The 25,202-nt window shown below is 74.8% G+C and carries 21 protein-coding genes and 1 riboswitch; of the genes, 12 read left to right on the top strand and 9 right to left on the bottom strand.

The features are described 5' to 3' along the window. From ehuC to ehuA, 3 genes are read left to right on the top strand one after another with little or no spacing between them, the layout of a single operon-like run. Window positions 1–732, top strand: a complete 732-nt coding sequence (gene ehuC / locus RCG67_RS15415) for an ectoine/hydroxyectoine ABC transporter permease subunit EhuC (RefSeq protein WP_058875453.1) — start codon at window positions 1–3, stop codon at window positions 730–732. Beyond that, a complete protein-coding gene (ehuD, locus tag RCG67_RS15410; protein ID WP_058875454.1) occupies window positions 729–1,370 on the top strand; it encodes an ectoine/hydroxyectoine ABC transporter permease subunit EhuD in 642 nt (213 codons plus the stop codon). The genes ehuC and ehuD overlap by 4 nt, the downstream gene beginning before the upstream one ends. Then, window positions 1,357–2,202 carry an ectoine/hydroxyectoine ABC transporter ATP-binding protein EhuA gene (gene ehuA, locus RCG67_RS15405; protein ID WP_438612682.1) on the top strand — a complete coding sequence of 282 codons (846 nt, stop codon included), beginning with the start codon at window positions 1,357–1,359 and terminating at the stop codon, window positions 2,200–2,202. Before ehuD ends, ehuA begins: the two co-directional genes overlap by 14 nt. Before the next feature lie 65 nt (window positions 2,203–2,267). Here ehuA and RCG67_RS15400 read toward each other — a convergent pair whose 3' ends face one another. From RCG67_RS15400 to RCG67_RS15380, 5 genes are read right to left on the bottom strand one after another with little or no spacing between them, the layout of a single operon-like run. Continuing rightward, window positions 2,268–2,696 carry a VOC family protein gene (locus RCG67_RS15400; RefSeq protein ID WP_368827528.1) on the bottom strand — a complete coding sequence of 143 codons (429 nt, stop codon included), beginning with the start codon at window positions 2,694–2,696 and terminating at the stop codon, window positions 2,268–2,270. Between the two features lie 2 nt (window positions 2,697–2,698). Next, complete coding sequence (locus tag RCG67_RS15395) at window positions 2,699–3,208, bottom strand: SRPBCC domain-containing protein (protein ID WP_368827527.1); 510 nt, start codon at window positions 3,206–3,208, stop codon at window positions 2,699–2,701. Between the two features lie 3 nt (window positions 3,209–3,211). After that, window positions 3,212–3,568: an ArsR/SmtB family transcription factor gene (locus tag RCG67_RS15390; RefSeq protein ID WP_368827579.1), complete on the bottom strand. Its 357-nt coding sequence runs from the start codon at window positions 3,566–3,568 to the stop codon at window positions 3,212–3,214. A 46-nt stretch (window positions 3,569–3,614) separates the two neighbouring features. Then, window positions 3,615–5,030 (bottom strand): hypothetical protein, encoded by a 1,416-nt coding sequence (locus RCG67_RS15385; RefSeq protein WP_368827524.1) that lies wholly within the window; start codon window positions 5,028–5,030, stop codon window positions 3,615–3,617. Next, entirely contained in the window at window positions 5,027–6,022 is a 996-nt protein-coding gene (locus RCG67_RS15380; protein ID WP_368827523.1) for a glycosyltransferase, read from the bottom strand. Before RCG67_RS15380 ends, RCG67_RS15385 begins: the two co-directional genes overlap by 4 nt. A 204-nt stretch (window positions 6,023–6,226) precedes the next feature. After that, window positions 6,227–6,333: riboswitch (SAM riboswitch) on the top strand. 71 nt (window positions 6,334–6,404) lie between these two features. Between RCG67_RS15380 and RCG67_RS15375 the strand changes: the two genes are divergently transcribed. Both RCG67_RS15375 and metE read left to right on the top strand, forming a co-directional pair. Beyond that, entirely contained in the window at window positions 6,405–7,331 is a 927-nt protein-coding gene (locus RCG67_RS15375) for a methylenetetrahydrofolate reductase (RefSeq protein ID WP_368827521.1), read from the top strand. Window positions 7,332–7,396: 65 nt separating this feature from the next. Then, the gene (gene metE, locus RCG67_RS15370) at window positions 7,397–9,802 is read left to right on the top strand and encodes a 5-methyltetrahydropteroyltriglutamate--homocysteine S-methyltransferase (protein ID WP_368827519.1); all 2,406 of its coding nucleotides are present in this window, start codon (window positions 7,397–7,399) and stop codon (window positions 9,800–9,802) included. Window positions 9,803–9,874: 72 nt separating this feature from the next. Here the strand turns inward: metE and RCG67_RS15365 are convergent, their stop codons facing one another. Next, entirely contained in the window at window positions 9,875–11,827 is a 1,953-nt protein-coding gene (locus RCG67_RS15365) for an ABC transporter ATP-binding protein (protein ID WP_368827518.1), read from the bottom strand. Window positions 11,828–11,901: 74 nt separating this feature from the next. On the opposite strand from RCG67_RS15365, the gene RCG67_RS15360 reads away from it, so the two are divergent. Beyond that, window positions 11,902–12,396: a MarR family winged helix-turn-helix transcriptional regulator gene (locus RCG67_RS15360; protein WP_368827516.1), complete on the top strand. Its 495-nt coding sequence runs from the start codon at window positions 11,902–11,904 to the stop codon at window positions 12,394–12,396. 33 nt (window positions 12,397–12,429) lie between these two features. On the opposite strand, the gene ald is transcribed toward RCG67_RS15360, so the two are convergent. Together ald and RCG67_RS15350 are read right to left on the bottom strand one after the other, a co-directional pair. Beyond that, the gene (gene ald, locus RCG67_RS15355; protein ID WP_368827514.1) at window positions 12,430–13,524 is read right to left on the bottom strand and encodes an alanine dehydrogenase; all 1,095 of its coding nucleotides are present in this window, start codon (window positions 13,522–13,524) and stop codon (window positions 12,430–12,432) included. Window positions 13,525–13,597: 73 nt separating this feature from the next. After that, a complete protein-coding gene (locus RCG67_RS15350) occupies window positions 13,598–14,599 on the bottom strand; it encodes a D-2-hydroxyacid dehydrogenase (protein ID WP_368827512.1) in 1,002 nt (333 codons plus the stop codon). A 63-nt stretch (window positions 14,600–14,662) separates the two neighbouring features. Here RCG67_RS15350 and RCG67_RS15345 point away from each other — a divergent pair, with 63 nt between their 5' ends. The 5 genes from RCG67_RS15345 to RCG67_RS15325 all read left to right on the top strand — a co-directional run bounded on the left by RCG67_RS15345 (window position 14,663) and on the right by RCG67_RS15325 (window position 23,062). Further along, the gene (locus tag RCG67_RS15345) at window positions 14,663–15,934 is read left to right on the top strand and encodes an aspartate aminotransferase family protein (protein WP_368827511.1); all 1,272 of its coding nucleotides are present in this window, start codon (window positions 14,663–14,665) and stop codon (window positions 15,932–15,934) included. Continuing rightward, window positions 15,931–18,969, top strand: a complete 3,039-nt coding sequence (locus RCG67_RS15340; RefSeq protein WP_368827510.1) for an FAD-binding and (Fe-S)-binding domain-containing protein — start codon at window positions 15,931–15,933, stop codon at window positions 18,967–18,969. The genes RCG67_RS15345 and RCG67_RS15340 overlap by 4 nt, the downstream gene beginning before the upstream one ends. Continuing rightward, the gene (locus tag RCG67_RS15335) at window positions 18,966–20,471 is read left to right on the top strand and encodes an NAD-dependent succinate-semialdehyde dehydrogenase (protein WP_368827509.1); all 1,506 of its coding nucleotides are present in this window, start codon (window positions 18,966–18,968) and stop codon (window positions 20,469–20,471) included. The genes RCG67_RS15340 and RCG67_RS15335 overlap by 4 nt, the downstream gene beginning before the upstream one ends. A 64-nt stretch (window positions 20,472–20,535) precedes the next feature. Then, window positions 20,536–21,765, top strand: coding sequence for a M24 family metallopeptidase (locus RCG67_RS15330; protein WP_368827578.1), 1,230 nt, complete (start codon window positions 20,536–20,538; stop codon window positions 21,763–21,765). A gap of 4 nt (window positions 21,766–21,769) precedes the next feature. Beyond that, entirely contained in the window at window positions 21,770–23,062 is a 1,293-nt protein-coding gene (locus RCG67_RS15325) for an aminotransferase-like domain-containing protein (protein ID WP_368827508.1), read from the top strand. A gap of 42 nt (window positions 23,063–23,104) precedes the next feature. Here the strand turns inward: RCG67_RS15325 and RCG67_RS15320 are convergent, their stop codons facing one another. Continuing rightward, window positions 23,105–24,052 carry a helix-turn-helix transcriptional regulator gene (locus tag RCG67_RS15320; protein WP_368827506.1) on the bottom strand — a complete coding sequence of 316 codons (948 nt, stop codon included), beginning with the start codon at window positions 24,050–24,052 and terminating at the stop codon, window positions 23,105–23,107. Between the two features lie 215 nt (window positions 24,053–24,267). Between RCG67_RS15320 and RCG67_RS15315 the strand changes: the two genes are divergently transcribed. Then, the gene (locus RCG67_RS15315) at window positions 24,268–25,164 is read left to right on the top strand and encodes a trimeric intracellular cation channel family protein (RefSeq protein WP_368827504.1); all 897 of its coding nucleotides are present in this window, start codon (window positions 24,268–24,270) and stop codon (window positions 25,162–25,164) included. The last annotated feature ends 38 nt before the right edge of the window (window positions 25,165–25,202 follow it).

Raw genomic sequence — 25,202 nt, 5'->3', positions numbered from 1 at the left:
GTGGGCGAGCGGTTCGAGGCGCTGGCGGCGTTCCTGCCGCGGCTGCTCGACGGCGTGCTGGTCACCCTGCAGCTGACGCTGGGCGGGGCGATCGGCGCCTTCGTCCTGGCGGTGGGCCTGGGGCTGCTCTCCCGCTCCGGAACCGCCGCCCTGCGGGTGCTGGCGCGCGTCGTCGTGGAGTTCTTCCGGGGCACGTCCCTGCTCGTGCAGCTGTTCTGGCTCTTCTTCGTCCTGCCCCTCATGGGCGTGCGGCTGGACCCCATGACGGTCGGCGTCCTCGCGCTGTCGCTCAACTTCGGCGCGTACGGAGCGGAGGTGGTCCGGGGCTCCATCGCCTCGGTGGACCGGGGCCAGTGGGAGGCCGCGCACGCCCTCGGGATGTCCGGGGCACACCGGATGCGCCGCGTCGTCTTCCCGCAGGCGTGGGCGCTCATGATCCCCTCCCTGGCGAACCTGCTGATCCAGCTCCTGAAGGGCACGGCGGTGGTCTCGTTCATCACGCTCAGCGACCTCACGTTCCGGGTGGGCCAGCTGAGGCAGAGCACCGGTGACACCCTGTTCGCCTTCACCGTCGGACTGCTGATCTACTTCGTCCTCGCCTACGCCCTGAACCTGGGCATGAACGTCCTGGAGGTCCGGGCGAAGAACACGCTGGGCCGAGGGCCGTCCCTGCGCGAGATCTGGCTGCCGGTGCGCCCGAAGATCGCCGAGACCGGGGGCGGGACGCCGTGATCTGGAGCTGGGAACGCACTGTCGAGGCCATCCCCCTGCTGCTGGAGGGGTTCCGGATCACGCTCCTGGCCACCGTGATCGGCACGGTCATCGCCGCGCTGCTCGGGCTGGTCATCGCCGTGCTCAAGCGGGTGCTGCCCACTCCGCTGCGGCTGGCCGTCCACTGGACCACCGAGTTCATCCGGATGACGCCGCTCGTGGTCCAGCTGCTGTTCGTCTACTACCTGCTCACCGACGTGACCGCGCTGGTCATCGGCATCACGGTAATCGGGGTGCACTACTCCACCTACATGGCCGAGAGCTACCGGGCGGGGATCGACTCCGTGCCCAAGGGGCAGTGGGAGGCAGCGCAGGCGCTGTCCCTGCCGGCCTCGAGGACCTGGCAGGCCGTGGTGCTGCCGCAGGCTCTCCGCGCCACGATCCCCTCCCTGGGCAACTACGCCGTGGCCATGTTCAAGGACACCCCGTTCCTGTTCGCCATCTCCGTGGTGGAGCTCGTCACCTCCGCCCAGCAGTTCGGGGCCCGCAACTTCGCCTACACGGAGGCGTTCACGCTGGCCGGGCTGATCTTCCTCCTGGCCAGCTATCCGACCTCCATCCTGATCCGCCGATTGGAGAAGCGCCTTGCCCACTACTGAGCACGGGGACGAGATCCCAGGACAGCACTCTCCCCGGGACGCCGGGTCCGGGGCCGGCGACCCCGGCCGCGTGCCCGCGGTGGAGTTCCGCGACGTGGTCAAGCGCTTCGGCGACCACACCGTGCTCGACGGGCTCCGCTTCACCGTGGACCGCGGCGAGCGGGTCACCCTGATCGGCCCCAGCGGATCGGGCAAGACCACCATCCTGCGGCTGCTGATGACCCTGGAGGACCTGACGGAAGGGTTCATCCTCGTGGGCGGGGAGCCGCTGACCCACGAGCTGCGCAACGGGCGGCGGGTGGAGCTGCCCGCCAAGCGGAGGAAGCAGATCACCCGGCGGATCGGCATGGTCTTCCAGCAGTTCAACCTGTTCCCCAACATGAGCGTGCTGGACAACATCATCGAGGCCCCCGTGCACGTGCTGGGGCTGAAGAAGGGCGAGGCGCAGGAGCGGGCCATGGGCCTGCTGAAGCAGGTGGGGCTGGAGGAGAAGGCCTCCGAGCACCCCTCGCGGCTCTCCGGCGGCCAGCAGCAGCGCGTGGCCATCGCCCGGGCGCTCGCGATGGACCCGGAGATCCTGCTCCTGGACGAGGTGACGTCCGCGCTCGACCCCGAGCTCGTGGACGACGTGCTCAACGTCCTGCGCGAGGTCGCCGAGACCACGGACATCACCATGCTCATCGTCACCCACGAGATGCAGTTCGCCCGCGACGTGTCGCACCGGGTGATGATGTTCGACGGCGGGCGGATCGTGGAGGACGGCAGCCCCGAGGACATCTTCACCGCACCGAGGAACGAACGGACGAAGACCTTCCTGCGGGCGATCCTCTGAGCCGGGCCCCCGGCGACCGAGCACGGCCGGCCACTGGACCCTGCGGCCGGCCGGCCGGCCGTGCCTCATCCGTGCCGGTCCGCCGGCCGCTGCCGGGGGATCAGCGGCCGCTCGGCCCGGGCCCGCAGCTGCTGCACCACCCACGTGTTGCCGTCCGGGTCGGCGAACCCGAAGAGCGTGCCGCCGTCCCGCTCGTCCACCACGGTGAGCTCCCCCGCCGGCACGCCGCGGGCGAGCAGCTCCGCGCGGGCCGAGGCCGCGTCGGGGACCACGAGCTGCAGCCCGCGCACCGACCCGGGGGCCATCTCCCGGTGGGCGGGGAGGTTCCCGACCACGATCGAGCACCCCGATCCGGGCGGGGTGAGCTGGGCGAAGTCCGCCTGCTCCCCGGTCGTGCGGTGGTCGAGGTGGAAGCCGATCCCGTCCCAGTAGAACCCGATCGCGCGGTCGATGTCGGCGACCGGCAGCAGGACCACCTCGAGCGTCCAGTCCACGCTCAGGCCCCGCCCTGCTCGGCGCGCCCGCCGAGCAGCTCATCGAGCAGCTCGTCGAGCCGCTCGTAGCCCTCGGCCATGCCCTGCTCCATGCCCGAGGCGGCCATCCCGTCGCGGGCCTCCTGCGAGGCGTGGACGGCGCGTCCGCGCAGCCGGCACCGGCCGCCGCCCAGGTCCTCGAAGTGCAGGAACTCGAGGTCCACCGCGTCGGGCCAGCCCTCGTACTCGAAGGTCTGGACGACCAGCTCGTTCTCGCGCACCGTGTGGAAGACGCCGCGGAAGGCGTACTCCTCCGCGCTGTCCCGGCCGTGCTGGACGAAGCGGTAGGCGCCGCCGGGGCGGAAGTCGAAGTCGTCGATCCGGGTCTCCAGCCCCCGGGGCCCGATCCACTGCCGGAACAGCTCGGGGTCCGCGTGGGCGCGGAAGACCTCGGCCACGGGGTGGTCGAACTCGCGCTCGAAGTCGATGAAGGGCAGGCCGTCGGGGACGGTCAGGTGCAGTGGGTGTCCCATGGTTCAGTCCTGGGTGTGCTCGCCGCGGTCCGCGGCTCGGGTGTCGAGCACGGCGTCGAGGCGGCGGAACTGCTCCTCCCGGACCAGCCGGTACCGGTCGATCCACGCGGTGAGCGCCTCGAGCCGTGCGGGGTCCAGGTGGACGGGCCGGCGCTGGGCGTCACGGGTGCGCGTGACGAGCTGCGCCTGCTCGAGGACCTGGATGTGCTTCGAGACCGCCTGCTTGGAGATCGCGAAGGGTTCCGCCAGTTCGGTGACCGTGGCCGGTCCCCGGCTGAGCCGGGCGACGATGCGGCGGCGGACCGGGTCGGCGAGGGCCAGGAAGGCCTTGTCGAGGGAGTCGTCGTCGCCGGGGTCCACGGTGTTTGTCAACTGAGTCCTTGATCAACCTGTTGGTTGTTAAAGGCTACGCCCGCGGAGCGGGCGGGGCAAGGCCCGGGACCGGTTCGGAACGGCCGGGGGCCTCCCCGGGCTCGCCGGGGACCTGCGCCGTCCCGTCCGGCGAGCACTCGGACCGCGGCACCCCGGGCCCGGGACGCGGCCGCACGGCCGCGGCCAGGCACGCGGCCGTGACGACGGCCAGCGCGGCCGCGACCCCGCGGTTGACGAAGAACGCGTGGATCTGGGAGTGGTTGCTGAGCACCGTGTACCAGACGGGCACGGCCGCCGCCGGCAGGGCCAGCACCGCGGCGGCGCCCCAGCGGGCGAACCCGCCCCGGCGCAGCGCCAGGGCCAGGCCCACGCCCGCCGCGAGCAGGCAGCCGGTCAGCACGAGCCCCGAGGTGGGCACCATCTGCCACCAGTAGGAGACGTTGACGCGCGCCCCCGCGCCGAACGCCTCGGAGACCCGGGCGTGGTCACCCCCGGTCCGGTTGCCCACGTTGCGGCGGACCACCTCCAGGGTGGCCGGGAAGCCCAGGAACGCCCCCGCGAAGACCCACCGGGCGAGCCAGGTGACCGCGAAGGCCGCCGGCCAGACCGCCCCCGCGAGGAGCACCGCCACGAGGGTCGCGCCGAGCTCGCGGCGGTGGAACCACGTCACGGCCCCCACGGCGAAGGCGGACATCGCCCACGGCACGGCGGGGGTCGTGAGGAGGTCCACGAAGCAGAAGAGCGCGCCGCCCAGGGCGACCCCCGCGCAGGCCGCCCGGGGCGAGCGCGCCGCCCCGAGGGCGGAGAGGATCACGGACAGGAAGATGAAGGCGATGGAGATGGACTGGCTGAAGGACGTCGAGGGCGTGGACAGCAGGTTCGTGCCCACCACGTACGGCAGGACCAGGGCCAGCCCCACGGCGGTGGACGTCCCGGCGCGGACCGCGAGGAACGCACCGGCCACGGCCAGCAGCATGAGGGTGCCCGAGACGATCCGCAGGCCCTCGAGGCCCGTCAGGGCCAGCACGGGGCGCGTGATCACGGTGTAGCCGGCCCAGTACTTGAAGTAGTCGTTGTCGGTGAGCACGGCCCCCTCGGAGATCGCCCGCAGCTGCTCCGGGCCTCCCCCGCAGGTGGCCAGCCGGGGCATCCGGACCGCCCGGCTGAACGCGGACTCCTCCGGGGACGCCCCCAGGCCCGTGCCCGCCACGACGCACTCGGTGAAGGTGTCCGCGGGGGTGCCCATCCGGTCGATCGTGTCGATGGGCCCGTAGGTGCCGTCCTCGACCGCCGCGACGAGGTGCTCGACGACGGGCCGGTCCGGCACGGCCTGGCCCAGCGTCAGCAGCCCGAACAGGGCGAACTGCAGGACCAGGAGCATGCCCAGGCCCTGGGCCCAGGGCAGCAGGAGGAGCAGCCGCGACCGCACGGCCTCGCGCCCCGCGCTCACGGGACCTGCCGCCGGTCCTCCGTGCGGCCGCCCCCGGCGGTCCGGTCCGGCGCCTCCCCGCCGCTCCACGGAGGAGCCGGGTGGCGCAGGTAGAACAGCCGGGAGGTCTCCCGGCGGATCTTCGCCTGGCCGCTCAGGAGCACGCCCATGAGCAGGAACACCCCCGCCAGGACCACCAGGGAGGCGGCCAGGAACGCCGTCGGGAAGCGGGGGACGAGGCCGGTGCCCGCGAACTCCACCACCACGGGGAGGCCGAGGGCCAGGCCCAGCAGGAACAGGGCCAGGGAGACGGCGCCGGTGACGAGGAGGGGCCGCTCGTGGAAGAGCAGCTGCCCGAAGATCCCGAGGATGCGGAAGCCGTCGTGGTAGGTCCGCAGCTTGCTCTCGCTCCCGGCGGCCCGGTCCCGGAAGCCCACGGCGACCTCGGCCTGCGGCACCCGCGCGTTGACGGCGTGGACGGTCAGCTCCGTCTCGATCTCGAACTCGCGCGAGAGCGCGGGGAAGGACTTGACGAAGCGGCGCGAGAAGACCCGGTAGCCGCTGAGCATGTCGGAGACCTTCCGGCGGAAGGCGAAGCTCACGAGACCGTTGAAGAACCTGTTGCCGGACTCGTGCCCCGACCGGTACGCGGTGCTGGTGGTCTGCCGGCGCACGCCCAGCACGTGGTCGTAGGGCCCGGACAGCAGGGTGTCGATCATGGCGGGGGCGTCGGCGACGTCGTAGGTGTCGTCGCCGTCGACGAGCAGGTAGACGTCGGCGTCCAGGTCCGCGAAGGCCCGCCGGACCACGTTGCCCTTGCCCTTCTCCTCCTCGCGCCGGACCTGCGCCCCGGCCCGCCGGGCGGCCTCGGCGGTGCCGTCCGTCGAACAGTTGTCGTAGACGTGCACCTCGATGCCGGGCACGGCGGCGTGCAGGTCCCTGACGACCTTCGCGATCGCCGCTTCCTCGTTGTGGCACGGCACGACGGCCACGATGCGGGGGGTGGGAGGCATGGGCACTCGTTCCTGCGGTCCGGGCGGGGGCCCGTCCATTATGCCGAGGCCGGGCCCGGGCGCCGGACCGCCCTCCACAGCCCGTGCGTCGCCGTGCGTCCGTGTTGCGTCCCGTGACGTCCCGGTCGTCACAGTCCGCGCACCGGCGTCTTCTGGGCGCCCGCACTTGGCAGCACGGCGGGGCGGCCGCTGGAATGGGTCCTGCATCTATCCAGAGCGGCCGAGAGACCTGGCTCGTCGACGCCGCAGCAACCATCCGCGCCCCCGCCACGGGGTGCGCGGAACGGTGCTCCCGCCAGGACCGATGGAGCTGTCGCTTCCCTCCCGGGTCCGCCCCGGGACGGTTGCCGCCCTCCCTCGGGGTGACCCTTGGAGGAAGAACGTGACACCACGCCCGATCGCCCGGCCGGCGCCGCCGTCCCTGTCCTACGAGCTCTATCCGCCCCGCAGCGCGGCGAGCGCCGCGACGCTGCTGCGGACCATCGAGGAGCTCGAGCCCACCCGTCCCGACCACGTCTCGGTGACGTACAGCGGGGACGAGCAGCGCCGCGACAGCTCGCTCGCCCTGCTCGACCACCTCCTGGCGCGCACGAGCCTGCGGCCCCTGGCGCACCTGACGTGCGTCGGCAGCACCCGGGCCGAGCTGGAGCGGACCGTGGCCACCCTGGTCCGCCGCGGCGTGCGCGGCGTCCTGGCCCTGCGCGGGGACCGGGACCCGGAGGCGGCGCCGGGCGAGCTGCGGCACGCCGGCGAGCTCGTGGAGCTCGTGCGCGAGGTCGAGCAGCGCCACACGGCCTCCCTGGCGGCCGGCCGGCTCGCCGTGGGCGTGGCGGCCTATCCGACCCGGCACCCGGAGTCGCCCTCGTTCCGGCACGACGTGGAGGTGCTGCTGGCCAAGCAGCGTGCCGGGGCGGACTTCGCGATCACGCAGGTCTACTTCCGCCCGCAGCGCTACGAGCGCCTGGTCGCGGCGGCGACGGCGGCGGGGGTGACCATCCCGATCGTCCCCGGGATCATGCCGGTCACCGATCCGGGGCGGCTGCGGACCCTGTGCCGGCTGGCCGGCCTGGCGCCCCACCCCGGCCTGGCCGCCGCGCTGGAGGACGCCTCCGGCCCCGCGGAGCGGCACCGCGCCGGCGTGGCCTTCGCGGCCCGGCTGGCCCGCGCCGCCCTGGACGCCGGGGCCCCCGGCCTGCACCTCTACACCTTCAACGAGCACCGGGCCGCGCTGGACCTGCTGGAGCACGTGGACCTCCCCCGCGTCCCGCACGTGCCCGTCGCGCTCGACGACCTGCTGCTCCCCGCGTGAGCACGCACCGTCCCACCGTTCCGCACGAGACCTCTCGACCTCACGACACCCTTCAGGAGATTCCCATGAGCACCGTCCCGTTCCCCGCCGCCACCATCACCGGCTATCCCCGGATCGGCCGCCGCCGCGAGCTGAAGAAGGCCCTCGAGGCCTACTGGGCCGGGCGCTCGACCCGCGAGGAGCTCGAGTCGACGGCCGCCGAGCTGCAGCTGGCCACCCACCGCCGGCTCGTGGAGCTGGGCCTCGGCGGCCAGGACTCGTCCCTGCCCGCGGCGTTCCCCCTCTACGACCAGGTGCTGGACACCACCGTGGCCCTCGGGGCGGTCCCGTCCCGCTTCGCCGACCTCTCCGACGCCGAGGGCCGGCTCGACCTCGACGCGAGCTTCGTGCTCGCCCGGGGGGACGCCGGTCGCCCCCCGCTCGAGCTCACCAAGTGGTTCGACACCAACTACCACTACCTCGTGCCGGAGATCGGCCCGGACACCCCGTTCCGCGCCACCGCCGACCGGCTCGTGGCGGACGTCCGCCGCGCCGCGGCGCACGGCTTCACCGTCCGCCCGGTCCTCGTGGGCCCCGTGTCCTTCCTCCTCCTCGCCAAGGCCGACGACGACGCCCCCGCGGGCTTCGACCCGCTGCAGCGGCTCCCCGAGCTGCTGCCGGTGTACGCGGAGCTGCTGGGCGAGCTGGCCGCGGCCGGCGCGGACTGGGTGCAGCTGGAGGAGCCGGCGCTCGTGGCGGACCAGCACGTCCCGGCCGAGCAGCTCGCCGCGTCCGTGTGGGACGCCTACACGGCCCTGTCCGCCGTGCCCCGGCGCCCGCAGCTGTTCGTCACCACCTCCTACGGCTCGCCCGGGCCGCTGCTGCACCCCCTGGCCTGCTCCGGCGTCGAGGCCCTGCACCTCGACCTCGTCGAGGGCGCGGCGCCGACCCCCGAGGAGCTGGAGCTCTTCCAGGGGGAGGACTCCGCCGTGCTCGTGGCCGGGGCCGTCGACGGGCACAACGTGTGGCGGGCCGACCTGGCCGGCCGGCTCGACCAGCTCGGGGCGCTGGTCCGCGGCGGAGTCCAGGTGTCCGTGGCCTCCTCCACGAACCTGTTCCACGTCCCGCACGACGTGGCCGAAGAGACCGGACTGGATCCCCTGCTGCGCAGCTGGCTCGCCTTCGCCGACCAGAAGGTCGGCGAGGTCGTCACCCTGGCCCGCGGTCTCGCCGCCGGGGCGGAGGCGGTCGCGGAGCAGCTGGCCGAGGCGGCCGAGGCCCGGCGCAGCCGGGAGACGGCCGCGGGGGTCCGCGACACGGCCGTGCGGGAGCGCGCCGGGGCGCTGACCGCCGCCGACATCGGACGCGCGCCCGCGGAGGTCCGCCGGGCCGCGCAGGAGGGCCGGTCCTTCACGGCGTCCGGGCCCCTCCCCCCGCTGCCCACCACCACGATCGGCTCCTTCCCCCAGACGCCCGAGGTCCGCGCCGCCCGCGCCCGGCACCGGGCCGGGACCCTTCCGGACGCCGAGTACGACGCCTTCCTGCGCGAGGAGATCGAGCGGGTCGTGCGGCTGCAGGAGGAGCTGGGCCTGGACGTGCTGGTGCACGGCGAGGCCGAGCGCAACGACATGGTGCAGTACTTCGCGGAGCACCTCGACGGCTTCGCGACCACCGTGCACGGCTGGGTGCAGTCCTACGGCTCCCGCTGCACCCGCCCCTCGATCCTGTGGGGCGACGTCAGCCGGGAGGGCGAGGGCCTGCGCGGCGAGGCGTTCACGGTCCCGTGGATCGGCCACGCCCAGTCCCTCACCGACAAGCCGGTCAAGGGCATGCTGACGGGCCCGGTCACGATCCTCGCGTGGTCCTTCGTGCGCGACGACCAGCCGCTCGCAGAGACCGCGAACCAGGTGGCGCTCGCGCTGCGGGACGAGGTCGCGGACCTCGAGGCCGCCGGGATCGGGATCATCCAGGTGGACGAGCCGGCGCTGCGGGAGCTGCTGCCGCTGCGCCGCGCGGACCAGCCCGCCTACCTGGGCTGGTCGGTGGACGCCTTCCGCCTGGCCACCTCAGGGGTGCGGGACGGGACCCAGATCCACACCCACCTGTGCTACTCGGAGTTCGGCGAGGTGGTCGGGGCGATCGACGCCCTGGACGCCGACGTCACGAGCATCGAGGCGGCCCGGTCCCGGATGGAGGTGCTGACCGACCTCGAGGCCGCCGGCTTCTCCCGGGGCATCGGCCCGGGCGTGTGGGACATCCACTCCCCGCGCGTGCCCGCCCAGGAGGAGATCGAGCAGCTGCTCGAGCGGGCCCTCGAGCACGTCCCGGCGCGGACCCTGTGGGTCAACCCGGACTGCGGCCTGAAGACCCGCGGCTACGCGGAGACCAGGGCGTCGCTGGAGCACCTCGTGGCGGCGGCCCGGACCGCGCGCGAGCGCGTGGCGCAGCCCGCGGGCCTGCCGCTGCTCGTCCAGCACGGCGAGCGCGGCTGACCCCCGGCGCACCGGTCGGCCCGCAGGAGCCCGCACGACCACGACTCCTCGTGGTCGTGCGGGCCCCGCGGGTCAGCGGGTGGCGGGCCCGCCGGCCGGTGCGGCGGTGGCGCGGTCCGGGTCCGTCCGGGCGGCCAGCAGCGCGAACGGGCCGCCGGCCCCGCGCAGCTCCCGCGGGGCGCCCCGCTCGACGACGCGGCCTCCGGCGAGGACCACCACCTGGTCGGCGTTCTCGACCGTGGAGAGCCGGTGGGCGATGGTCAGGGTGGTGCGGTCCGCGGCGAGCCGGTCGAGGGCCTCCTGGACCTGCGCCTCGGTGGTGTTGTCCAGGGCGCTGGTGGCCTCGTCCAGGACCAGCACGGGCGGATTGCGCAGCACGGTCCGCGCGATGGCCAGGCGCTGCTGCTCCCCGCCGGAGAAGCGGTGCCCCCGGGCGCCGACCAGGGTGTCCAGCCCGTCCGGCAGCCCGGCGACGGTGTCGGCGATGCGCGCGGCGCCCAGGGCGCGCCACAGCTCCGCCTCGGAGGCGTCCGGGTCGGCGAGCAGCAGGTTCTCGCGCACCGTGGCGTGGACCAGGTAGGTCTCCTGGGAGACGACGCCCACGATCCGCGCGAGGTCCGCCGGACGGACGTCCCGCACGTCGACGCCGTCGATGGTCACCCGCCCCCTCGTGACGTCGTTGAGCCGCGGGAGCAGGGAGCCGAGGGTGCTCTTCCCCGAGCCGGTGGGCCCGACGACCGCCGTGGTGGTGCCCGCCGGCAGCACCAGGTCGACGTCGTGCAGGACCTCGGCGCCGTCCTCGTAGGCGTAGCGCACGCCCTCGAACCGGACCTCGCCGCGCACGCCGGCCGGGTCCAACCGCACGGGGGCGGCGGGCGGGACGATCTGCGGCTCGAGGTCGAGGTACTCGAAGATGCGGCTGAAGAAGGCCAGCGCGGTCACCCACTGCACGCCGATGTTCAGCAGGCCCATCACGGGCCGGAAGACGGCCCCCTGGAGCGCGGTGAACGCCACCACGGTGCCGATGGTCATCCCGCCGCCGGTGGCCGGGAACCCGGCGGCCAGGTAGATCACGGCGGGGATGGCGGCGAAGACGATCTGCATGGTTGCCATCCGCCAGCGCCCGGCCAGCTGGCTGCGCAGCTCCAGGCCCACGAGCCGGTCGGAGCGCTCGGTGAAGCGGTCCGCGTCCCGCCCGGTGGTGCCCAGGGTCTTGGCGAGCCGGACCCCCGAGACGGACAGGCCCTCCTCGACCTGGGTGTGCAGCGCGGCGAGCTCCCGCTGGCGCTCGTCGGTGACGTCCCGGCGGATCAGCGCCACGCGGCGGGACAGCCAGACGGCCGGCGGCAGCATCAGCAGGGAGATGAGGCTCATCGCCGGGGACAGCGCCACCATCGCCACGGCCGTCGCCACGACGGTCGTGAGGTTGGAGGCCACCCCCGTGGCGGAGCTGGTGACCACGGACTGCATCCCGGCGATGTCGTGCGTGAGCCGCGACTGCACCTCCCCGCCCCGGGTCCGGGTGAAGAACCCGAGGGACTGGGCCTGCAGGTGGGTGAAGAGCTGCACGCGCAGCGCGTGCATGACCCGCTGCCCCATCGCGGTGGCCAGCCAGGTCTGGACCACGCCGATCACGGAGGTCACCGCCGCGACCCCCACCATCGAGGCCGTCAGCGCCAGCAGCAGCCGGGTGTCGCCGTGCGGCAGGGCGTCGTCGATGACGCCCCGGACCAGGAACGGCTGGGCGAGGTTGACGACCGAGGACGCGGTGATGAGCACGACGACGAGCGCGATCGTCCTCCGGTGCGGGGCGAACAGGGCCGCGATCCTGCGTGGGCTGACGGGGTGTCGGGCGAGCTGCTCCCGGTCCGCGGGGTCCAGGCGAGCGGGGCGCCCGCCCCCGCCGCCGGTGCCCCCGGTGATGCCGCTGCCGGCACCCGGCGGACCGGCGAGTCCTGCGGCCGGGGCGTCCCCGCCGCCGTGCGCCGGGGCGCGCACCCGCCCGGTGCGGTGGGTCGTCGTCATGGGGACCTCCTCGGGGAACTATCAAGGAGGTTACCTCTCTATGAGGCAACCCGCAATGGCGCTAGGATGGCCCCATGCCGCACGACGATCCGGATCCGGCCCGCCTGGGCGACCTGCTGCACGCCGTCTTCCGCCGGCTGCGCCGCCGGTGGGCCGAGCAGCTGGCCCCCTTCGGGCTGACCCCGCACCAGTTCCGGGCGCTCGACGCCCTGGCCGGGCACGCCGGGGTGCACCGGCACGACCGGGCCGGGACCTGCCGGCACGACGACGGGTCCGGCACCCTGCGCGTGAAGGACCTCGCCGAGGCCCTGCGCATCGCCCCGCGGTCCGCCACCGAGGTGGTGGACCTGCTCGAGGGAAAGGGGCTCGTGGAGCGGGTCCCGGACCCCTCGGACCGGCGCGCCACGCTGGTGGCCCTCACCGCGCGCGGCGCCGAGCTGCGCGGGACGGTGCGGGAGGACCGGCGCCGGGAGTCCGAGGAGTACTTCGCCCGCCTGGACCCGGCGGACCGGATCGAGCTGGAACGGCTGCTCCGCCTGCTCGCCGCGGACTCCCCCGCCACGGACTGAGCCGCGGCCGGGCCGCGGCCGGGCCGGGCCGGCTCAGTCCAGCTGCGCCGGCAGGTCCGCGAAGGCCTCCGCCACCCCGGCGTGCCGGATGCTCCCGGCGGCCGTGTTGAGCCCGGCGGCGAACTCCGGGTCCTCGGCCAGGGCCTGCTCCGGGCCCCGGGCGAGGCGCCGGAGATAGGGTGTGGTGGCGTTGGCGAGGGCTCGGGTCGCGGTGCGCGGCACCGCGCCGGGCATGTTCGCCACGCAGTAGTGGGTGATGCCGTCCACCTCGAACGTCGGGTCGTCGTAGGTGGTCGGGTGGGAGGTCTCGAAGCACCCGCCCTGGTCGATGGCGACGTCCACGAGCAGCGCGTGGTCGTGCAGGACCCCGAGGTGCTCGCGGCGCACGAGCTTGGGCGCGGCCGCCCCCGGGACGAGGACGGCCCCGATCACGACGTCCGCGCCGGAGATCTCCTCCTCCAGCACGTGCTCGTCGCTCATGAGCACGCGGGCCCGGTGCCCGAGCAGGTCGGTGAGCTCGCGGATCCGCACGCCGTTGGCGTCCAGCACCGTGACGTCGGCCATCAGCCCGGAGGCCATGAGGGCGGCCTGGGTGCCCACGGCCCCGCCGCCGATCACCACGACCCTGGCCGCGGCGACGCCGGGGACCCCGCCCATCAGCAGACCGGGTCCGCCGGCGTTGGACTGCAGGTGGTGGGCGGCGGACTGCGCGGCGAGCCGGCCGGCGATCTCGGACATGGGCTGGAGCAGGGGCAGCGCGCGGCCGGAGCGCACGGTCTCGAAGGCCACGGCGGTGGTGCCGGCCTCGAGCAGCGCCTCGGTCAGCGGCCGGTCGGCGGCCAGGTGCAGGTAGGCGAAGAGCGTGAGGTCGGGGCGCAGGAAGCCGTACTCCTCGGCCACCGGCTCCTTCACCTTGACCAGCAGCTCCGCCCGCTCCCACACGGTGGACCGGTCGACCACCTCGGCCCCCGCGGCGGCGTAGGCGTCGTCGTCGAAACCCGAGCCCACCCCCGCGCCGGTCTCCACGAGGACCTCGTGGCCGTCCCGCACGAGCTGGGTCACCCCGGCGGGCACGAGGCCCACCCGCTGCTCGGCCGGCTTGATCTCTCTCGGCACTGCTACGCGCATGGTCTGCGCTCTCCTCTCGTCGTGGCGCTGCGCCCCCGGGGTCCGCGGCGCCGTCGCCGCGGGCCCCGCCCCGTCACGGGGAGCGGACGTAGCCGGCGTCCTTGTCGACCTGGTTGACCAGCGGCTCCCCGGCCGTCCAGCGCCGGAGGTTCTCCTCGAACTGGGCGGCGAGCTCGTCCCGCCACCCCTCCACGTCCCCGCACATGTGCGCGGACACGTGCACATTGTCCATGTCCCAGAAGGGGTGACCGGGCGGGAGGGGCTCCGTGTCGAAGACGTCCAGGGTCGCCGCGGCCGGACGTCCCGCCCGGAGGGCCTCCCGCAGGGCGTCCTCGTCCACCAGTGCGCCGCGGGCCACGTTCACGAGGTGCGCGTGCGGGGCCATCGCCGCGAGCACCCGGGGGCCCACGAGCCCGCGCGTCTGCTCGGTCAGGGGCGCGGCCAGCACCACGTGGTCGGCCCACCCCACGTGCTCGGCGAGCTCCGCGGCGGGGACCACGGTCCCGAGGTCGGGGTCTCCCGCCCGGGCCGTGCGCCCGGCGCCGCGGACGTCCATCCCCACGGCCCGCAGCAGGCGGGCGGTCTCGCGGCCGATCCCCCCGGTGCCCACCACGAGGGCCGTGGAGCCCCGGGTGCGCCGCAGCTCGCGGTGCACCCACCGGTGCTCGTGCTGCAGGGCCCGGCTGCGGTGCAGCTGCTTGTCCTGGGCGAGGACCGCGGCGAGGACGAACTCCGCGATGGGACGGTCGAAGACCCCGTGGGCGTTGGTCAGCAGGACCTCGGAGGTCCGCAGCCCCGGGAACAGCATGGCGTCCACGCCGGCCGCCGCGACGTGCACCCAGCGCAGTCCCGCCGCGGCGTCCCACGCCTCGGCGAGCGCGTCCGAGAAGAAGTCCCACAGGAGCAGCACCTCCGCCGGGCGCCGCCCGCCGCTCCCCGCGAGGGCCTCGGCGAGCCCCTCGCGCGTCACCACGGTGACGTCGGCGAGCTCCCGGAGGGCGGTCTCGTTGGCGGGCGGTGGTGTGCCGTCGGCGGTCAGCACGACGACACGGGGAGGCTCGCGCACGGTGCTCATGCGGCCACCCTACGGGCCGGTCCGATTGTTGACAATCTGCGCGGGCTGTTCCCATGATGAGCCATGACCTCACTGAGTCCGCTCCTGAAGCAGGCGACCCCGGTCGTCGTCGACTCCGCCCGGGGGTGCTGGATCCACGGCACCGACGGACGGGACTACCTGGACTTCACCACCGGGATCGGGGTGACCAGCACGGGCCACTGCCACCCCCGGGTGGTCGAGGCGGCCCGGGAGCAGGTCGGGCGGGTGATCCACGCCCAGTACACGACCGTGATGCACCCGCCGCTGCTCGAGCTCACCGACAAGCTCGGCGAGGTCCTGCCCCCGGGGCTGGACTCCGTGTTCTACGCCAACTCGGGCTCCGAGGCGGTCGAGGCCTCCGTGCGGCTGGCCCGGATGGCCACGGGCCGGCCCAACATCGTGGTCTTCCAGGGCGGCTTCCACGGCCGCACGGTGGCCGCGGCGACCCTCACCACCGCGGGCACGCGGTTCTCCGCTGGGTTCTCCCCGCTGATGGGCGGGGTGCACATGGCCCCGTTCCCCTACGCCCACCGCTACGGGTGGGACGAGCGCACGGCCGTGGACTTCGCCCTGCGCGAGCTGGACTACCTGCTGGTGACCCGGACGGCGCCCCAGGACACCGCGGCCTTCCTCATCGAGCCCGTGCTCGGCGACGGCGGCTACCTGCCCACCCCGCCGGCCTTCCTCGAGGGGCTGCGGGAGCGGGCGGACCGGCACGGGATCCTGCTGGTCCTGGACGAGGTGCAGGCGGGGGTGGGCCGGACCGGGCGCTTCTGGGGCCACCAGTTCGCGGACGTGGTCCCGGACGTGCTGATCACCGCGAAGGGCCTCGCCTCGGGCTTCCCGATCTCCGCGATCGCGGCGCCGACCGCGCTCATGGAGCGGGGCTGGCCCGGCTCGCAGGGCGGGACCTACGGGGGCAACGCCGTGGCCGCCGCGGCGGGCTGCGCCACCCTGGACGTGGTGCGGGACGAGGGCCTCGTGGAGAACGCGCGGCTGCGCGGGGACCAGCTGCAGGCCGGGCTGCTGCCCCTGCAGCAGCGGCACCCCGGGATCAGCGACGTCCGGGGCCGCGGGCTGATGCAGGGCATCGAGTTCGCGAAGGAGGACGGCTCCCCCGACGCCGCCGCTGCCCTGGCCGTGCAGCAGACCACCACCCGCCACGGGCTGCTCACCCTGACCTGCGGGCCGGCCGGCAACGTGGTCCGCCTGATCCCCGCCCTGGTGGTCTCCGAGGAGGAGATCCGCACGGGCCTCGAGCGCTTCGAGGCGGCCCTGGCCGAGGCCCTCGTCGGGTCGGCGGCGAGCGCATGAGCACCGCCGCCCTGCCCTTCCCGGTCCGCCGCGGCGGACCGGTGGGCGCGCCGCCCGCTCCGGGAGCCCCGGACGACGGCGAGCTGGGCCGGCGCCTGCGCGCGGCCGGCCTCGACGCCGACACCGGCTCCCGCCGGCTCGCGGAGTACGCCTACGACGCGTCCAACTACCGGGTGCGCCCCCGGGCGGTGGTCTTCCCCCGCTCCGCGGCGGACGTGGCCGCGGCGCTGTCCGTGTGCCGGGACCTGGACGTGCCGGTGACCAGCCGGGGCGGGGGCACCTCGATGGCCGGCAACGCCGTGGGCCCGGGGCTCGTCCTCGACCTGTCCCGGCACCTGCGCCGGATCGGCGCCGTGGACGAGGACGCCCTGACCGTGGACGTCGAGGCCGGCGCGGTGCTCTCCGTGCTCGCCCGCGAGGTGGAGCGGCGCACGGACGGGCGGCTCACCTTCGCCCCGGACCCGTCCTCCCGCACCCGCGCCACGGTGGGCGGGTCGGTCGGCAACGACGCCTGCGGCAACCACTCGGTGCGCTACGGGCGCACGAGCGACCACACCGTGGAGCTCGACCTCGTCACCGCCGACGGCGCCCTGCTCACCGCCGGGCCCGGCGGGCTGCGCGCCACCGATCCGGCGGACGAGCTCTCCGCCCGGCGGGCCGGAGAGCTCGCCGGGGCCCTGCAGGAGGTGGCCGCCGCCCACCTGGCCGAGCTGCGCGTGGAGCTGGGCCGGATCCCGCGGCAGGTCTCCGGCTACCACCTCCAGCACCTGCTGCCCGAGCGCGGCTTCGACGTCGCCCGCGCCCTCGTGGGCTCGGAGGGCACGCTCGCCGTGGTGGTGGGGGCCCGCATGCGCCTGGTGCCCCGCCCCCGCAGCGCGCTGCTGCTGTGCCTCGGCTACGAGGACGTGGTCGCGGCGGCCCGGGACGTGCCGATCCTGCTCGAGGAGCAGCCGGCCGCGGTCGAGGGGATCGACGACAAGATCGTCGCCACGATGCGGTGGCGCCGGGGCGCGGACGCGGTCGCGGCGATGCCCCGCGGCGGCGCCTGGCTCTACGTGGACCTCGACGGGGACGATCCCGCCGAGGTGGCCCAGCGCGCCGAGGCCCTGCTCGAGCGGCTGCTGCGCGAGGGCCACGCCCTCGACGGCCGGACCGTGCCGGACCCGGTCGAGCGGACCTCCCTGTGGCGCGTGCGCGAGGACGGGGCGGGGCTCTCCTCGCGCCTGGCCCCGGACGCCGCCCTGGAGCGCAGCGAGTCCTGGCCCGGCTGGGAGGACTCCGCCGTGGCCCCCGAGCGGCTCGCCGGCTACCTGGCCGAGCTCCGGGCCCTGCTCGGGGAGCACGGCCTCGACGGCGTGGTCTACGGCCACTTCGGCGCCGGGTGCCTGCACATCCGGATCACCTACGACCTGCGCTCCGAGGAGGGGCGGGCCGTGTTCCGCGCCTTCACGCAGGGCGCCGCGCGGCTCGTCGTCGCCCACGGCGGGTCCCTCTCCGGGGAGCACGGGGACGGCCGGGCCCGCTCGGAGCTGCTGGGCCTCATGTACTCCCCGCGCGTGCTGGGCGCCTTCGCCGCCGTGAAGCGGGCCTGGGACCCGCACGGGCTGCTCAACCCCGGCGTGCTCGTCGACCCGGCCGCGCTCACCGCGGACCTCGCCCTCGAGGGCGTGCCGCAGCGGCAGTGGCGGACCTCCTTCCCGCTCGGGGAGCTGCGCGCCGGGGAGGACCGCCAGGACCCCTTCGTGCACGCCGTGCAGGGGTGCATCGGGGTGGGCCGCTGCCGCGCGGACACGGGCGGGGTGATGTGCCCCAGCTACCGGGCCACCCTGGACGAGCGGGACTCCACGCGCGGGCGGGCCCGCGTGCTCCAGGAGATGGTCCGCTCGGCCCCCGACCAGGAGACGGGGTGGCGGTCCCGGGACGTGCGCGAGGTCCTCGACCTGTGCCTGTCCTGCAAGGCGTGCGCCACCGACTGCCCGGCCGGCGTGGACATGGCCACGTACAAGTCCGAGTTCTTCGACCACTTCTACCGGGGGCGGCTTCGGCCCTTCAGCCACTACAGCCTCGGCCGGCTGCCCCAGTGGCTCGGGCTCACCGGCCGGTTCGCCCGGCTGCTCAACGCGGCGCTGCGCGACCGCCCCGCCACTCGTCCCCTGCTGCGGGCGGGGATGCGGGCGGCAGGGCTGACCCCCGAGCGCCCGCTGCCGCGCTTCGCCGGGGCGGCCGACTGGATCCGCCAGGTCGCCGGCGCCGGGGTGGCCCGCCCGGGGGCGGGCACGGGCGAGACGGTCCTGTTCGTGGACAGCTTCACCCGCGGCTTCCGGCCGGAGGTGGCCGGTGCCGCGGCCCGCGTCCTCGCCGGGTCCGGGCGCCCCGTCGAGTGCGCCCCCGACGCCTGCTGCGCGCTGACGTGGATCTCGACCGGCCAGCTCGGCACGGCGCAGAAGGTCCTGCGCCGCACGGTCGCGGCGCTCGACGACGGCTCCGCGCGCCCCGTCGTCGTCGTCGAGCCCTCCTGCGCGGCCGCCCTGCGCCACGACCTGCCCGGGCTCGTGCCCACGGACGCGGCACGCCGGGTGGCGGCCCGGGTGCGCAGCTTCGCCGAGCACGTCGCCGAGCTCGCCCGGGACGGCGCGCTGCCCGTCCCCGGCACCCCGCTGCCCCCGTCCGTGGTGGTCCAGACCCACTGCCACGAGTACTCCGCCTTCGGCGCCGCGACCCAGCGCAGGGCGCTGGCCGCGGCCGGTGTCGGGGAGGTCCGGGAGGCCACCGGCTGCTGCGGAGTGGCCGGGAACTTCGGCTTCGAGGCCGCCCACTACGAGGTCAGCCTCGCCGTGGCCGAACAGGCCCTGGCCCCGGCCCTGCGGGAGACGGAGGACTCCGTGCCCGTGCTCACCGACGGGTTCTCGTGCCACGAGCAGGTCCGCCACCTGCGCCCCGACCGGCCCGGCCGGCACCTCGCCCAGCTCCTCGACCCGCGCCCCGCCGAGCCTGCGGGCCCGCGCACCGACCCCGACCGGAAGGACACCCCGTGACGACCTCCGCCGCCCCCACCACCGCCTCCGCCGACGTCCTGCGCCGGTCCCGGGACGCCGTCGCCGGGGTCAGCACCGGGGTCTTCATCGACGGCGCCTGGACCGAGGCCGCCTCCGGCCGCCGCTTCGACGTGGTGGACCCCGCCACCGAGGAGGTCGTCGCCACGGTCGCGGACGGCGGGCCCGAGGACGCCGCCCGGGCGATCGAGGCCGCCGGGCGAGCCCAGAAGGAGTGGGGGCGGACCGCGCCCCGCGAGCGCGGGGAGATCCTGCGCCGCTCCTACGACCTGATCATGGCCCGCCAGGACGAGCTCGCGCTGGTGATGTCCACGGAGATGGGCAAGCCCCTGGCCGAGGCCCGCGGGGAGGTGGCCTACGCCGCCGAGTTCTTCCGCTGGTTCTCCGAGGAGGCCGTGCGGATCGGCGGGGACATGACCGTCTCGGGCGACGGCAGGACCCGGATCCTGGTGTCCAAGGAGCCCGTGGGGCCCTGCGTGCTGGTCACCCCGTGGAACTTCCCGCTGGCCATGGGCACCCGCAAGATCGGCCCGGCCGTCGCGGCCGGCTGCACGATGGTCTTCAAGCCCGCCAACCTCACCCCGCTGTCCTCCCTCGCGCTCGTGGACGTCCTGGTGGAGGCCGGCCTCCCGGCGGGGGTGCTCAACGTCGTGTGCACCTCGAAGGCCTCCTCCGTGGTCGGGCCCTGGATGTCCTCGGGGATCGCCCGCAAGGTCTCCTTCACCGGCTCCACCGAGGTGGGGGTCCGCCTGCTCGAGCAGGCCGCCCAGCACGTCATGCGCTCGTCCATGGAGCTGGGCGGCAACGCCCCCTTCATCGTGTTCGAGGACGCCGACCTCGACGTGGCGGTCGAGGCCGCGATGACCGCCAAGATGCGCAACATGGGCGAGGCCTGCACCGCGGCCAACCGCCTGTTCGTGCACCGCTCCGTGGCGGAGGAGTTCTCCGCCCGCCTCGCCGAGCGCATGGGCTCCCTCACCGTGGGCCACGGCGTGGCCGAGGGCACCCAGGTGGGCCCCCTCGTCGAGGAGAAGGCCCTGGCCAAGGTGGAGGAGCTGGTCGACGACGCCCTGACCCGCGGCGCGAGCGTGCTGTGCGGGGGCCGCCGGCCCGGGGGCAGGGGCTGGTTCTACGCGCCCACCGTCCTGTCCGGGGTCAGCCCCGAGGCCGAGCTCATGTCCCAGGAGATCTTCGGGCCGGTGGCGCCCGTGGTGCCGTTCGACTCCGAGGAGCAGGTGCTCGGGTGGGCCAACGACACCCCGTGGGGGCTCGTGGGCTACCTCTTCACCCGCGACGTGGACCGCAGCTTCCGCGTGAGCGAGGCCCTCGAGGTCGGCATGGTGGGGGTCAACACGGGCCTGGTCTCCAACCCGGCGGCGCCCTTCGGCGGGGTCAAGGCCTCGGGCCTCGGGCGCGAGGGGGGCCGAGTGGGGATCGAGGAGTTCCTCGAGACGAAGTACACGGCGGTGCCCCGTGGCCGATGAGACCGTGACCGATGCCGCCGTGACCGGAGCCGCTGTAACCGATGCCCCCGTGGCCGGCGGGGCCCTGCCCGACGGGCGCGCGGCCGGCGGGGCCCGGCCGGATCCGGAGGTCCGTCCCGCGCTGTTCGCGGACGAGGAGTACGCCGCCCGGCTGCGCGCGGTGCGGGAGAAGATGACGGAGCAGGGCCTGAGCGGGCTCATCGTGACCGACCCCGGGAACATGTTCTACCTGACGGGCTACGACGCCTGGTCCTTCTACACCCCGCAGCTGCTGTTCGTGCCCGCGGAGGGCGAGCTGCTGCTGTTCCTGCGGGAGATGGACGCCAACGGCGCGTTCCGCACCGCCCGGCTGCACCCCGAGCAGATCGTCGGCTACCCCGAGCGCTACGTGCACCGGCCGCACCTGCACCCGTTCGACTGGGTGGCCTTCGCCCTGCGCCGCCGCGGCCAGGTCGCCCCGGCCGCCCGGGGCTGCGTGGGCCTGGAGATGGACTCCCACTTCTTCTCCCCCAAGGGCTACCGCTCGCTCGTCAACGCCCTCCCCGAGTGGACCCTCGTGGACGCCTTCGACATCGTGAACTGGGTGCGCGCCGTGAAGTCCCCGGCGGAGATCCAGTACCTGCGCACGGCGGCCCGTGTCACCACGGCGGCGATGCAGGCCGCGATCGACGCGATCGAGCCCGGGGTCCCGCAGTACCGCGTCGCGGCGCAGATCTCCCGGGCCCAGGTCGAGGGGGTCGGCGACGCGTGGGGCGACTTCCCGGCCATGGTCCCCATGCTGCCCACCGGGGCCTCCGCCGACACCCCGCACCTCACGTGGTCGGACCGGGTGCTGCAGGAGGGCGACGCCGTGGTGGTGGAGCTCGCCGGGGTGCACCGGCGCTACCACGTGCCGCTGGCCCGCACGGTCATGCTCGGCCCGCCCACGGCCGAGCTGGGCCTGCTGGAGGAGGCCGTCGCCTCCGGGCTGGAGGCCGTGCTCGACGTCACCGCCGCCGGCGTCCCGGTGCGCGAGCTCGCGAGCACCTGGAACTGGGCGCTCGCGGAGTTCGGGCTCGAGAAGCCCAGCCGGCTCGGCTACTCCGTGGGCATCGGCTATCCCCCCGACTGGGGCGAGCGCACCATCAGCATCCGCTCGGAGGACGAGAGCGTGCTCGCCGAGAACATGACGTTCCACCTCATCTGCGGCATGTGGATGACCGGGTACGGCTACGAGGTCTCCGAGACGATCCGCATCACCGCCACCGGGACGGAGGCCCTGACCTCCTTCCCCCGCGCCCTCATCAGGAAGTGATCCCATGACCACCACCGCCACGTCCCTCACCACCGTCGACAGCCTGCTCACCAAGCCCACCGCGGGCGTGGGCGGCGACCCCGACCGGGGCCTGCTGCCCCTGGCCCGCCGGGCCGACGGGCTCGTGGGCTCGGTCATCGACTCCTCGACGTCCCTGCTCGCCGCCCAGTCCCACGACATCGTCCGCTTCGCGATGGGCGCCCCGGCCGCCGAGGTGATCCCCACGGAGGAGTTCCGGCGGATCGCCGCCGAGGTCCTCGACGACAGCTCGTTCACCTACGGGGCCACGGAGGGCGAGCCCGGCCTGCTGGAGACCGTCGTGGCCCACCACTCCACGACCCCGGAGCCGACCCGGCCCGAGCGGCTCGTCATCACCTCCGGCGGCATGCAGGGCCTCGACCTCGCGTTCAAGCTCTTCGTGGACCCCGGGGACCTCGTGGTGGTCGAGTCCCCCACGTACACGAACGGCTCCGGGACCGCCCTGAGCTACGGCGCCGACGTCCTCGAGGTCCCCGTCGACCGGGACGGCATGGACGTGGACGCGCTCGAGACGCTGGTCGCCGAGACCGGGCGCACCCCGCGGGCCGTCTACACGATCCCGAACTTCCAGAACCCCTCCGGCACCACGCTCAGCGAGCCGCGCCGGCGGCGCCTGCTGGAGCTGGCCCACCGGTGGGGGTCCGTGATCATCGACGACGACCCGTACGGGGGCCTGCGCTTCGCCGGCGAGGACGTCCCCGGCTTCCGGGAGATCAGCCCGGACGACCCGCTCGTGTTCTCGGTGCGGACCTTCTCCAAGGTCCTCGCCCCCGGGCTGCGCGTGGGCTGGGTGGACGCGGACCCGCGGCTGCGCAGGCTGCTGATCGCGGGCAAGCAGGCCATGGACACGTGCACGAACGTGCCCGCCCAGCACATCGTGGAGCGGTTCGTGCGCCAGGGCGGCTACGACGACCACCTGACCGGACTGCGCACGGAGTACCGGCGGCGCAAGCAGGCCATGGACGCCTCGATCGCCCGCCACCTGGGCTCCCGGGTGGTCACGACCGACCCCGAGGGCGGGTTCTTCCTGTGGGTGACCCTGCAGGGCGAGGACGCGGCCGTGGCCACTCCCCGCCTGTTCGAGATCGCGCTCGCCGAGGGCGTCGCCTTCATCCCCGGCCCCGCGCTGTCCCCCTCGGGCCGGTTCCAGGACGCCTTCCGGCTGTGCTTCGCGTCCACGAGCCCCGAGCGCACGGAGGTGGGCGTGCAGCGCCTGGCCCGCGCCCTGGACCTCGCCCGGGCGGAGCTCGCGGGCTGAGCGGCGGGCCCCGCCACGGGCCGCGTCCCGGGCCGGTGCAGCTCAGTGGTCGAGGGTGCGGCGCGGAGTGGTGCCGTAGAGCTGCCGGTAGTCCCGGGCGAAGCGGCCCGGGTGACTGAAGCCCCAGCGGGCGGCGATCTCCTTCACGGTGTCCCCCGCCCCGGGGTCCCCGGCCGCCAGGTCGCGGTGGGCGGCGTCCAGCCGGATCCGCCGCAGGTACTGGGCGGGGGTCAGCCCCAGCGGGTGATTGGCCCGGAAGGCGCGCACGAGGGCCGCCGTGGTCGTCCCCGCCGCCCGGGCGGCGTCCTCGACGGTCACCGGGTCCGAGGCGCGGTCGTCGAGGAACTGCACCGCGAGGCGGTAGCGGCGCGTCTGGGCCTCCATGGACAGACAGCGCTCGTCGGGGTCCCCCGTCAGCGGGAAGCACTCGAGCAGCCCCACCACGAAATGTCGGGTGAGCTCGGCGCGGACCAGCGGCTCGGCGAAGGCCCCCGAGGCCAGGACACCGGCCCCGTAGCGGGCCAGGCCCGACCAGTACTGCCCCAGCCGGTCGCTCCCCGAGGTGGCGGCGGCGAAGGCGACCGGGGTCCTCGTCCCGTAGACGGTGTCCGCGGTCTCCTGCACCAGCTCCACCGGCAGGTGCACCAGGGTGACGTCCACGTCCTGGGCCACCACCAGCGACGGGTGCTCGGGGCGGAACAGCACCGAGGACCCGCCGGCGGCGGCCCCGGACTCGTCGCGGATCTGCCAGTCGTACCGGGCACCGCGCACGTGCGCGACCGTGAAGACCTCGGTGTCCCCCCAGAAGGACATCGCGCCGCCCACGTGCACCGTGGACACGGCGACGTGCTCGTCCCCGGCCCGGGACAGCGAGTACGAGAAGTGCGGGTCCTCGGTGCTGTACCCGAAGCGCATCCCGGTCCGCTCCCCCAGGGCCGCCAGGACCAGCGGGTCCGTGACCGTGAGCTCGTGCCGGAACACTCCGCTCATGAGCCGACACCACCTTCCGCAGGGGCCTCACCCGGCGTCGGCTCAGCTCTTGCCGCTCATTCTGGCGGATCACCGGGATGTCGCGCCATTGTGACCTGCCTCTCCCCGATCCGCGGCCCGCCGGAGCAGCGCCTCCGGGGACGCGGTCCCCGCCGGCAGGGGCGCGGGGGCCGGGTGCTACTCTCGGGCGTCGGTGGGCCGTGGAGGAGGTGGGCGTGGACGTGGTGGCGGTGCAGGACCTCGACCCGAGCATGGCCTTCGACGTCGTGGACCTGCTCGGTGTGCTGACCAACGGCATCCTGGGCGGTGCGGTGGCGCGCCAGCTGAAGATGGACCCCGTGGGCTTCCTGTTCCTGGCCGTCGTCTCGGCGCTCGGCGGGGGCCTGCTGCGCGACACCCTGCTGCAGGTCGGCTTCCCCGTGGCCCTGACGAACCCCGCGTACCTCATCACGGCGATCGCCGGGGCCGCGGTCGCCTTCTTCCTGCAGCTCCAGGGCAAGTGGACCAACCGCGTGCTGGTCGTGGCCGACGCCCTGGCCGTGGGCTGCTGGGCGGCCACGGGCACCGGGAAGGCCCTCGACGTGGGCCTGACCTGGCTGCCGGCCGTCATGATCGGCGTGATCACCGCGGTGGGCGGCGGGATGATCCGCGACATCGCGGTGGGGCGCGTGCCGATGATCTTCGGCGGCAACACCCTCTACGCCACGGGCGCGGTGATCGCCAGCGCCGAGATGGCCGTGCTGCACGGCCTGGGCTACCCCAACTGGGGCATGGCCGCGGCGATCCTCACGGCCGCCGCCGTCACCGTGGTGGCCCGGCGGCGGGGGTGGCGGCTGCCCGGGGCGGGCGAGTGGAACGTGCGCCTGCCCAAGCGGGACTGGCCCCGACCCACGTGGCGCCCGCGCGGGCCCGGCCGCCGCAGCGGCACGGGGACCCGCAGCGGCCGGCGAACCCGCAGCGGCCCGGGCACCCGCAGCGGCCCAGGGCCGCGCCACGGTGAGCAGCCCCGGAACGGTGAGCCGCCCCGCAACGGCGAGCAACGAAGAGCCGAGGACCGCGGTGACGGTCCCGGTGACGGTCCCGGCCGGGGCGAGGATCCCGGCGCGCCCTGACCGGGACGCTCCTGGGCCCGGGGCACGCCCCGGTGACC

The organism is Kocuria cellulosilytica, from assembly GCF_040981245.1.
Lineage (GTDB): Bacteria > Actinomycetota > Actinomycetes > Actinomycetales > Micrococcaceae > Kocuria > Kocuria cellulosilytica.
Note: the sequence above shows the minus strand (reverse complement) of the source record. Positions and strands in the feature narration are given on the sequence as shown.

Bases quoted from the DNA above. Each gene is read 5' to 3' on its own strand.
- RCG67_RS15395 (WP_368827527.1), bottom strand. From the start codon at position 3,208: ATGGGACACCCACTGCACCTGACCGTCCCCGACGGCCTGCCCTTCATC.
- RCG67_RS15380 (WP_368827523.1), bottom strand. From the start codon at position 6,022: ATGCCTCCCACCCCCCGCATCGTGGCCGTCGTGCCGTGCCACAACGAG.
- metE (WP_368827519.1), top strand. From the start codon at position 7,397: ATGAGCACCGTCCCGTTCCCCGCCGCCACCATCACCGGCTATCCCCGG.
- RCG67_RS15365 (WP_368827518.1), bottom strand. From the start codon at position 11,827: ATGACGACGACCCACCGCACCGGGCGGGTGCGCGCCCCGGCGCACGGC.
- RCG67_RS15360 (WP_368827516.1), top strand. From the start codon at position 11,902: ATGCCGCACGACGATCCGGATCCGGCCCGCCTGGGCGACCTGCTGCAC.
- ald (WP_368827514.1), bottom strand. From the start codon at position 13,524: ATGCGCGTAGCAGTGCCGAGAGAGATCAAGCCGGCCGAGCAGCGGGTG.
- RCG67_RS15350 (WP_368827512.1), bottom strand. From the start codon at position 14,599: ATGAGCACCGTGCGCGAGCCTCCCCGTGTCGTCGTGCTGACCGCCGAC.
- RCG67_RS15345 (WP_368827511.1), top strand. From the start codon at position 14,663: ATGACCTCACTGAGTCCGCTCCTGAAGCAGGCGACCCCGGTCGTCGTC.
- RCG67_RS15340 (WP_368827510.1), top strand. From the start codon at position 15,931: ATGAGCACCGCCGCCCTGCCCTTCCCGGTCCGCCGCGGCGGACCGGTG.
- RCG67_RS15325 (WP_368827508.1), top strand. From the start codon at position 21,770: ATGACCACCACCGCCACGTCCCTCACCACCGTCGACAGCCTGCTCACC.
- RCG67_RS15320 (WP_368827506.1), bottom strand. From the start codon at position 24,052: ATGAGCGGAGTGTTCCGGCACGAGCTCACGGTCACGGACCCGCTGGTC.